The sequence below is a fragment of the Streptomyces nanshensis genome (assembly GCF_001751255.1).
Classification (GTDB): Bacteria; Actinomycetota; Actinomycetes; order Streptomycetales; family Streptomycetaceae; genus Streptomyces; species Streptomyces nanshensis_A.
This window is the reverse complement of the sequence record NZ_LJGW01000351.1, coordinates 1-9,428: the sequence shown is the minus strand read 5'-3', so window position 1 is coordinate 9,428 and position 9,428 is coordinate 1. Positions and strand designations below refer to the sequence as shown.

Genomic DNA, 9,428 nt, shown 5'->3' with positions numbered 1-9,428 from the left:
TACGCCCTCTACCTCGGCCTGCACCTCTGCCACGCCGACGCCACCCTGGTCCGCGACGCCCCGGGGCTGCCCGCCGATGCGGCCCGCACCGACCTCGGTCCCCTCCCCGCGGACGCCGCGGCGTCCGCGGAGCTGGTGGTGGACGTGACCGAGGTGGACCTGGTGCCGCGCCCGTACCTGCGGGTGACGGCCGACGTACGCGTCGACGGCGCGGTGGTGGGCCGGGTCGCCGGCGTCACCGTGGCGGTGTGCGAGAAGCCGGGCGTACCGGTCGGCCCGGAGCGCGGCGGCAGGCCGTCCCGCTGGCTGGGCAGGCTCGGCCGGTACGGCGACCGCGCGATGCTCGGCGAGTTCCACCTGGCCCAGCTCTGCCGCGGCGACCACGGCATCGCCTTCGGCCCGGAGTTCGCGCGCTACAGCCACGTCCGGTCCACCCGGCCGCCGGACGGCGGACTGCTGCTGGTGGACCGCATCATGGAGTCGACCGGGGTGCGCGGCGAGCTGAACCAGGGGACGCACCGCACCGAGTACGACTCGCCGTCCGACTCCTGGTACTACGCGGACACCGCGAACGCCTCCATGCCCAACTGCGTCCACATGGAGACCTCCCTCCAGGCCGCGCTGCTCCTCGGCTACTACCTGGGGCCGACGCTGTCCGACCCGGACGCGGCGGTCGCCCTGCGCAACCTCGGCGGCACGGCGACGGTGCTGCGCGAGGTGGATCTGCGGGACCGTACCGTCGTACAGCACTCCGAGCTGCTGTCCACCGCGCCGGTACCGGGCGCGACGCTGCAGACCTTCGCCTACACGGCGTCCGTGGACGGCGAACCGTTCTACTCCGGCGAGACGCAGTTCGGGTACTTCAGCGACGCGGCGATGGCCAACCAGACCGGTCTGGACGCCGGCCGGCCCGTGCCGACCTGGTGGGACGCGCAGGAGCCCCGGCCCGCCGTGCGGACCATCGACGTCGCCGCCCGCCGGGCCGACCCGGCCGCCCGGCTCGTCTCCCGCGGCCAGTTGGCGCTGCTGGACGAGATCCAAGTGGTCGACGGCGGCGGGGAGTTCGGGCTCGGCTACCTGCGGGCGGTGCAGCCCATCGACCCCGGACACTGGGTGTTCGCCCGGCACTTCCGGTACGACCCGGTGATTCCCGGCTCGTTCGGTGTGGAGGCCGTCGTGCACGCCCTCCAGGAATGGCTGCTGGACAGCGGGCACGGCGACGGTCTGCCCGACGCCGGGTTCGTGCTGCCCGTCGGTGCGCCCTTCACCTGGAAGTACCGCGGCCAGTTCCTGCCCACCGACGGGGAGTACCTCCTGGAGGTGCACATCAGGAGCGTGGAGCGACGCCCCGGACGGGTGCGGGTGACCGGTGACGCCAGCATGTGGAAGCCGGGCCTGCGGATCTATGAACTCACCGGCGTGGCGGTGGAGTTGCGTACGGAAGGAGCACGACCGTGGTGACCCCCGCCCCGGCGCGGCCGGCCCGCGGCCCGGACGGGGTGCGTGCCGCGCTCGCCGCCCTGGACCTGCCCGTCTTCGTGGTGCGCGACGAGTCCGGGATCGCCATGACGAACGACGCCGTGGTGGCCCGCGGCGCGCAGGTGCTCGCCGCGGTGCCGCCGTGCCGGCCCGAGTCGCTGGGAGACGACGAGTTCCGCCGCGACCACGGAGTGCGCCTGGCCTATCACGCCGGTGCCATGGCCGGCGGGATCTCGTCGGCGCGGATGGTGGCGGCGCTGGCCCGCGAGGGAGTGCTGGCATCGTTCGGCGCCGCGGGGCTGCCGCCCGGCCGGCTGGCCGAGGCGCTGGAGGCGATCCGCAGGGACGCTCCCGGAAGGCCGTTCGCCTGCAACCTGATCCACAGCCCGAGCGAGCCCGCCATGGAGGACGCCACCGTGGAGCTCTGTCTGCGGCACGGGGTGCGGTGCGTGGAGGCGTCGGCGTTCCTGCGGCTCACCCCGGCGGTGGTCCGCTACCGGGTCGCCGGGCTCTCCCGGCGGCGCGACGGAGAGGTGGTCGCGGCCCACAAGGTGATCGCCAAGGTGTCACGGGCGGAGGTCGCCGAGCCGTTCCTGCGTCCCGCGCCGGAGGCGATGGTGCGCGAACTGGTGGCGGCGGGCACGGTCACCGCGGAACAGGCCGAACTGGCCCGCCGGGTGCCGATGGCCGACGACGTCACCGCGGAGGCGGACTCGGGCGGGCACACCGACCGACGCGCCTTGACCGTGCTGCTGCCCGAGCTGAGCGCGCTGCGCGACCGGATACAGCGGGAGCTCGGCTGCCCCCGTCAGGTGCGGATCGGCGCGGCGGGCGGCATCGGCACCCCGGCCGCGGCCTTCGCCGCCTTCGCCCTCGGCGCCGCGTACGTGGTGACGGGGTCGATCAACCAGGCCACCGTGGAGGCCGGGCAGTCGGACGCCACCAAGGAGCTGCTGGCCACCGCGGGCAGCGTGGACTGCGAGATGGCTCCCTCGGCGGACATGTTCGAGATGGGCGCGCAGGTGCAGGTGCTCAAGCGCGGCACGGTGTTCGCCTCCCGGGCCCGGAAGCTGTACGACCTCTACACCGCACACGACGGGCTGGACGCGATCCCGGCCGCCGAGCGGGAGCTGCTGGAGGACCGCGTCTTCCGGCGTTCCCTGGAGGAGGTGTGGGCGGACTGCGTCGGCTACTTCCGCGAGCGCGACCCGCGGCAGACCGAACGTGCCGAGCACGACCCCCGGCGCAGGATGGCGCTGGTCTTCCGCTGGTATCTCGGGCGGTCCTCGGAGTGGAGCGTCACCGGCGAGCCGGGCCGGGAGGCCGATTACCAGGTGTGGTGCGGCCCGGCCATGGGCGCCTTCAACTCCTGGGTGGCCGGGTCCTGTCTGGCCCCTGTGCGCAACCGGTTCGCCGCCGATCTGGCGTCCCACATGATGCGGGGCGCCGCCGTCGCGGGCCGGGCCGCCCAGTTGCGGCTGGCGGGTGTGCGGCTGCCCGCGGGCACCGGCACCTATCTGCCGGCGCCCGCATGAAGGGCGCCCGGGGTGCTTTTAGGGGAGTCCAGGGGTGCCGACCGGGGTACGGGGCTTGTTTGCATCTCCTCGCGAGAACCGTCCGACTTCCGAGGAGCGCCCTTCGTGGTGGGTATAGCCACTGTCGAGTCCCTGCACGCCGAGGCGGCGGAGCTCACCGGCCTGGACGACTTCGGGCAGCAGGACTACCTGGAAGGTCTTCGGGTGCTCCTGGCGTCCCTCGAGGAGGAGGCCGGACTGACGCAGGCGGGTGTGGAGCAGGCGCGGGCCGAGCTGACGGAGATCCTCGTGGGACGGCTGCTGAGCGAACGCGGCTGGGCCGACCATCCCGAGTACGCCGACGTACCCGTCGAGCGGCCGGTGTTCATCACCGGCATGCCGCGCACCGCGACGACCGCGCTGCACCGGCTGCTCACCGTCGACCCCGCCCACCAGGGGCTGCCGATGTGGCTCGGCATGGCGCCGCGGCCCCGGCCGCCGCGCTCCGAGTGGGCGGACGACCCGTACTTCCGGCAACTCGACGGGGAGATCGGCGCGTTCGTCGCCGAGCGGCCCGGCTATCTGGGCGTGCACCACACCGCCGCGGCCGAGGTCGACGAGTGCTGGCTGCTCATGCGCCAGTCCCTGACCACGTTCTTCCTGGAGTTCAGCTACCACGTGCCGGCGTATGCCGAGTGGCTTGCGGACCAGGACCTGCGCCCCGCCTACCGGCGCCACCGCCGCAACCTCCAACTGATCGGCTCGACTCGGGCGGACCGCCGCTGGGTGCTGAAGGATCTCGGGCACACGCTGGGCATCGACGCGCTGCTCGACGCCTACCCCGACGCCCTGATCGTCCAGACGCACCGGGACCCGACGACCGCGGTGGCCTCCCTGTGCAGCCTCATGGACAAGTACGCGGCCGGCACGTCCACGGTCTTCCGGGGCGATGTGATCGGCCGGACCGCGCTGGAGATGACGCACCGCGGGCTGTCCGCCTTCGCCGAGAAGCGGGAGAAGTACGACCCCGCGCACTTCCACGACGTGTGGTTCGAGGACTTCGCCGCCGACCCGATCGGCGTGATCGAGGGCGTCTACGACCGCCTGGGCGCGACGCTGACCGAGCAGACGCGCGAGCGCATGCGGGAACTCCAGCGCGCCGACGACGAACGCCGCGCGCACCGCTACGACGCCGCGGACTTCGGTCTCTCCCCCGAGCTGATCCGCGACCGCTTCGGTTCGCTCCGCTGACCCCCGACCGCCGTCACAACGATCCGCGGAGGCGCTCCGCGGCACCGAGGAGAACGCCATGACGCTGTCCGACCGGGACCCCGCCCTGGACAAGTGGGGTTTCACCGAGTGGATGCGGGCCGGCAAGGCCGCCCACGAGGTCTACGACGACGTCCCGATCCTGGAGGACGCAAGCGACGCCGTCATCACCGTCGACGGCCGCCGGATGGTGAACTTCGCCAGCATCGGTTTCCTCGGCTGGCAGCATCACCCCGATGTGCTGGCCGAGTTCGCCGCCGCCTGCCGTACGTACGGTCTGGTGACCGGCGGGTCGCGGATCACCCAGGGCGTCAACAAGCCGCACCGGGACGTCGAGTCGCTGCTGTGCCAGATATCCGGCAGGGAACGCGCGCTGACCTTCGCCTCGGGCCTGCTGGCCAACTTCGGTTTCGTGCACGCGATGACCACCCGGTTCTCGTTCAACGGGCAGACCGGCATGGACAACACCGACGCGGTGCTCGTGCTGGACCGCGACAGCCACTGGAGCATGTGGAAGGCCGCCGACCGGCTGGAGCGGGGCCGCAACCTGTTCAGCTTCCCGCACAACGACGTGGCGGAGCTGCGCACGGTCCTGGAAGGGCTCCGCGGCCGCAAGGTGGTCGTCGGCTTCGAGACGGTGTACTCCTCCGACGGCTCCATGGCACCGGTGCGCGAGATCGTCGACCTCTGCGAGGAGTTCGGCGCGCTCAGCTTCGCCGACGACGCCAACGGGTTCATGGTCTACGGCCGTGGCGAGCCGCGCTTCGCCGAGGAGTACGAGGCGCTGCGCCGGGCGACGTTCCTGATGGTGTCGTTCTCCAAGGCGGTCGGCCTGGAGGGCGGCGCCCTGATGGGTCCCGCCGACGCCATCGAGGCGATGGAGTACACGTCGGGCACGTCGATGTTCACCGCGTCGATCCAGCCGCCCACGGCCGCGGCCATCGCCCATGTGCTGCGCCGGATGTCGGCGGACCGCTCGGAGATCAGCGGCTACCTGAACCGGGTCGACGTGCTGCGCGAGCAGTTGACGGCCGTCGGCTGCGAGATCAACCCGACCCCCACGTACATCACCTCCATCAAGGTCGGCTCCGACGAGATCGCCGAGCGGGTGCGCCGGCAGTTCGCCGAACGCGGCTATCTGGTACCGGTCTTCCGCTATCCGGCGGTGCGCAAGAACCATGCCGTGATCCGGCTGCTGCTCAACGACCGCCTGAGCAAGGAGCAGTTGGACGGCTTCGTGGCGACACTGGCCGAACTCAAGCGCGACCACGGCTTCTGAGTCCGTGGCCGCGCACAGTCTGCCGGGCCGCTCCGAGCGGCCGGTCGCCCTCGTCACCGGCTGCTCCAGCGGCATCGGGCTGCGCACGGTCCCGGCCCTGTCGGACAGGGGCTTCCATGTGGTGGCCACGATGCGGAACGCCGGAGGCCGTACCCGTCCGCCGGAGCTGGAGGGCGAGCACGTGAGCGTGCTGCCGCTGGACGTCCGCAGCGCCGGCTCGGTCCGGGACTGCGTGGACACGGTGCTGGGGACGGCCGGGCGGATCGACGTCCTGGTCAACAACGCCGGTATCGCGCCTCCCAACTTCGTGGAGGAGGCGCCACTGCCGGAGTGGCATGAGGTCTTCGAGACCAACCTGTTCGGGCAGGTGACGGTGACCAACGCGGTGCTGCCCGCGATGCGGCACGCCGGACGGGGCCGGGTGGTGATGGTCTCCAGCCTCAGCGGCCGGGTGCCGACGCCGCTGCTGGGCGTGTACTCCGCCTCCAAGTCCGCCGTCGAGAGCTACGCGGAGACCCTGCGGCTCGAGCTGCGCGGTACCGGCGTCCGCGTGGCGCTGATCGAGCCGGGCGCGTTCCGCACCGGCATGTGGCACTCGCCGATGCTCGACGCCGACTTCCCCAAGACCTCCCCCTACGCGGGGGACTTCGCCCGGCTGAGGGCCTTCTACCGCGACTACATCGACCACCACCTCGGTGACCCCGACCGGGTGGCGCAGACGGTGGCGCGGGTGGCCGCCGGGCGCGGGGGCCGACGGCTGCGGCACCCGGTGGGCGCCGACGCCCGGACGCAGATCGCGCTGCGCGCGGCGCTGCCGTGGGCCGTGTACGAGCGGCTGGCCAGGGCCCTGGTCGGTCTGGGCGGCCGGGCCGGGAAACGGGCCGGGAAAACGGAACCGAGTGATGCGGAGACGGTGCGATGAGAGAGCGAGCACGGCTCGAGACGCTGGTCGGCCTGCGGTTCGTGGCATCGCTGCTGGTCTTCCTGAGCCATACGGTCAACCGGGAGGTCTTCACCTCCTCCACCGCCAACTCCACGCTGCGAGCCGTCTTCAACGCGCCGTCGATCGGCGCGGTGATGTTCTTCTTCATGCTCAGCGGGTTCGTGCTGACCTGGTCGGCACGGGAGAGCGACACCGTCCGCGGCTTCCTGCGGCGCAGGGTCGTCTCCGTCTACCCCGGCTACGCGGTGTGCTGGGTGGCGGGCATCGGCGTCATGCTGCTGATCGGCCAGGCCGTCACGGTGAGTTCGACGCTGCCGGGCCTGGCCCTGGCCAACGCCTGGGTTCCGCTGCCGCAGGTGGTGGCCTCCACCAACGCCCCGACGTGGGCGCTCTCCTGCGAGTTGTTCTTCTACCTCTGCTTCCCCTGGCTGAACTCGCTGCTGGCGCGGGTCCGCCCGGAGCGGCTGTGGCCGCTGGCCGGCGGGCTCGTCGCGCTGGTCGTCGTGGCGCCGTTCGCCGGGCTGCTGCTGCCCGAGGAGCCGCAGTCCCCGTGGGACGCCCTGCCGTGGTTCACGAGCTGGTTCGTCTACGCCCTGCCGCCGGTTCGGCTGCTGGACTTCGTCCTGGGCATGGTGATGGCCCGGATCGTGATGTCGGGGCGGTGGGGCGGGCTGCGGCTGGGGCACGCGGTCGGACTGCTGCTCGCGGGGTGGGCGCTCACCTTCGTACTGCCTGGACTGTTCGCCTGGGGCCCGCCGCTCATCGCCCCCATGGCGCTGGTGATCGCCGCCGCGGCGGCGAACGAGACCGGCGGCACCGGCGGCCGGTTCTCGGTGCTGCGGTCACGGCTGTTCACCAGGATGGGCCGCATCTCCTACGCCCGTTACCTGGTGCACTACCTGCTCATCGAGGTGGCCTTCTTCCTGCTGGACGGGCGGAAGTTCGGCGCGGTCGGCGGTCTGGTCTTCGTCGTGGCGCTGTTCGCCGTCACCGAGCTGACGTCGTGGGTGCTGCGCACCACGGTGATCAACCCGGTGAACAGGCGGTGGATGCGTCCGAGGGCCGGAGCGCAGGCCCCGGCCGCGGCGGACGGTCCTGAGCGGGCCCACGCTTCGGACGGCGGCGCCGGCAAGCAACAGGAGCCGAGCGCCTAGGAGACCCTGGGGCCGCGCCCCGCAGCCCGGCCGCGGGTGCCGCGCGACGCGGGACCGCGCCATGTCCCGTGCCCGGCAGCGGAGTTGCGCCGCCCGGTCGCCGACGTGGCGACGTAGCGACAGACGCAGCAGGTCCCGCACCGGCCGGTGCGGGACCNACGCAGCAGGTCCCGCACCGGCCGGTGCGGGACCTGCTGCGTGTGCTGAGGGCTTCCGGAGCGGTGCGGCCGCGGCGCACCGTCTTCCTGCCGCGGCCCGCTCCCCGGCGGGCGCCGGGGGATGCTCCGGCGGGTCAGGCCGACGCGGCCTCGCCCTGCTTGGCCGCGACGAAGTCGGTGATCTTCGCGACGGTGGCGAAGGCGGTCAAGTCCAGATCGTCCAGGTCGGCGTCGATGCCGAAGGTGCTCTCCGTCCAGGTCACCAGCGTCAGCGCGAACAGCGAGTCCATCAGGCCGGACTGGAAGAGGTCCTCGTCGCGCTCCGGCTCGGGGTCGCCCTCCTCCGCGGCGGTGGCCAGGAACTCGCGGACGAGCCGCTCGATCTCGTCAGGGGTGTGTGCGGTCACGGTCGTTCTCCCTGTGTCTCGTGCGTGTCGTTCGCGGGGCACCGCCGTGCGAGCCAGTCGTGCACCTCGGCGGCGACGGACTCGGCGTACTCGGCGACGATGCTGCAGTGGTCGCCCGGCACCGTCACGTCGTCGTGCGGCAGCGGCCACCGCGCCGGCCAGTCGTCCCCGACCGGCGGGGCGGACGGGTCACCGGGGATGCACTCCTCGGGGCGGACGAACAGGGTCGGGGCGTCCAGCTCTTCCGGCTCCCAGCCGCGGAAGAGCTTCCGGTACGAGCCGAGGGCGGTCAGCGTGGTGAAGTTCATCGTCGTGAACCGGAAGCGGCGTTCGTTGACTTCGTACGTCATCGCCTGGCGCAGGCCCACGGACATGCCGTCGGGCAGATAGGTGTCGAGCAGGACCACGCCGAGCGCCGGGGAGCCCTCCCGCTGGAGCCGGGTCGCCACCGAGTGCGCGAGCCAGCCGCTGGAGGAGTAGCCGAGCAGGACGAACGGCCTGCCGCCGGCGCACCGCAGCGTCGCCCGGGTCAGCGCCTCGACCAGCACCTCACGGCTCTCGGCGATCGGCTCGTCGGGCAGGAAGCCCGGCACGTTGACCATCGACATCCCGCGCCGGTCGCGGAAGTACGTGGCCAGCCTGGCGAACTGCAAGGACTGCTCGACGGGCGCGAACGGCGGGAAGCAGACGATGTCCGGTCCCTCGTCGCCGGCGGCCAGCCGCACGGAGCCGAGCTCGCCCGAGACCTCGGCGGCGTCGGTGAACCGGTCGCGCAGCGCCGCCGCGCCGCTCAGCAACGACTCCACCTCCGCGGTTCTGCCACGCAGTGCGATACGCCGGTAGATCGCCGCGAACGACTCCGCAGGCTCCACCGGAGCCCCGTCCGGCGCAGTGTCGGCGTCCCGGTCGCCCTCGGCGAGCGCGGTGCGCAGGAACTCCCGGACGGCGGCCACCGTCGGATGGTCGAAGGCCAGCATCGCCGGAAGATCCAGACCGGTGGCGAGGCTCAGCTTATTGCGGACCTCCACCGCCGACAGCGAGTCGAAGCCCAGCTCCACGAAGGGCCGTCCGGCGTCGATGGACGAGGGGTCGGAATGCCCCAGGACCTCCGCGACGGTGGCGCTCACCAGCTCGGTCAGCGTCTGCTGCTGCTCGGCCGCGGACATCCCCGCCAGCCGCCGGCGTACATCGCCCTGGGCGCCGGTCGCCGCTGCGGGCCGGCCGG

8 protein-coding genes are annotated in these 9,428 nt (G+C 72.5%); 6 read left to right on the top strand and 2 right to left on the bottom strand.

The window, feature by feature from the left end; all coding sequences use genetic code 11:
• From AN218_RS20955 to AN218_RS20930, 6 genes are all read left to right on the top strand, one after another.
• On the top strand, nt 1–1,461 hold a 1,461-nt coding region (locus tag AN218_RS20955; protein ID WP_070018437.1), incomplete at its 5' end, for a hotdog family protein.
• A complete protein-coding gene (locus AN218_RS20950) occupies nt 1,455–3,014 on the top strand; it encodes a PfaD family polyunsaturated fatty acid/polyketide biosynthesis protein (RefSeq protein WP_275936987.1) in 1,560 nt (519 codons plus the stop codon). The genes AN218_RS20955 and AN218_RS20950, both read left to right, overlap by 7 nt.
• Before the next feature lie 108 nt (nt 3,015–3,122).
• The gene (locus AN218_RS20945; RefSeq protein WP_244900565.1) at nt 3,123–4,244 is read left to right on the top strand and encodes a sulfotransferase family protein; all 1,122 of its coding nucleotides are present in this window, start codon (nt 3,123–3,125) and stop codon (nt 4,242–4,244) included.
• Between the two features lie 58 nt (nt 4,245–4,302).
• Nucleotides 4,303–5,541 carry an aminotransferase class I/II-fold pyridoxal phosphate-dependent enzyme gene (locus tag AN218_RS20940; RefSeq protein ID WP_070018435.1) on the top strand — a complete coding sequence of 413 codons (1,239 nt, stop codon included), beginning with the start codon at nt 4,303–4,305 and terminating at the stop codon, nt 5,539–5,541.
• A gap of 4 nt (nt 5,542–5,545) precedes the next feature.
• Complete coding sequence (locus AN218_RS20935; RefSeq protein ID WP_079132402.1) at nt 5,546–6,463, top strand: SDR family NAD(P)-dependent oxidoreductase; 918 nt, start codon at nt 5,546–5,548, stop codon at nt 6,461–6,463.
• Entirely contained in the window at nt 6,460–7,638 is a 1,179-nt protein-coding gene (locus AN218_RS20930) for an acyltransferase family protein (RefSeq protein ID WP_070018434.1), read from the top strand. Before AN218_RS20935 ends, AN218_RS20930 begins: the two co-directional genes overlap by 4 nt.
• A 292-nt stretch (nt 7,639–7,930) precedes the next feature.
• On the opposite strand, the gene AN218_RS36900 is transcribed toward AN218_RS20930, so the two are convergent.
• Together AN218_RS36900 and AN218_RS20920 are read right to left on the bottom strand one after the other, a co-directional pair.
• Nucleotides 7,931–8,203 (bottom strand): phosphopantetheine-binding protein, encoded by a 273-nt coding sequence (locus AN218_RS36900; RefSeq protein ID WP_070018433.1) that lies wholly within the window; start codon nt 8,201–8,203, stop codon nt 7,931–7,933.
• Nucleotides 8,200–9,428 (bottom strand): thioesterase domain-containing protein (locus tag AN218_RS20920; protein WP_244900564.1); only part of this gene is annotated, 1,229 nt, incomplete at its 5' end. The genes AN218_RS20920 and AN218_RS36900, both read right to left, overlap by 4 nt.

Excerpts from the sequence above, each read along its gene's own strand:
- AN218_RS20940 (WP_070018435.1), top strand. The coding sequence starts at position 4,303 with ATGACGCTGTCCGACCGGGACCCCGCCCTGGACAAGTGGGGTTTCACC.
- AN218_RS20930 (WP_070018434.1), top strand. The coding sequence starts at position 6,460 with ATGAGAGAGCGAGCACGGCTCGAGACGCTGGTCGGCCTGCGGTTCGTG.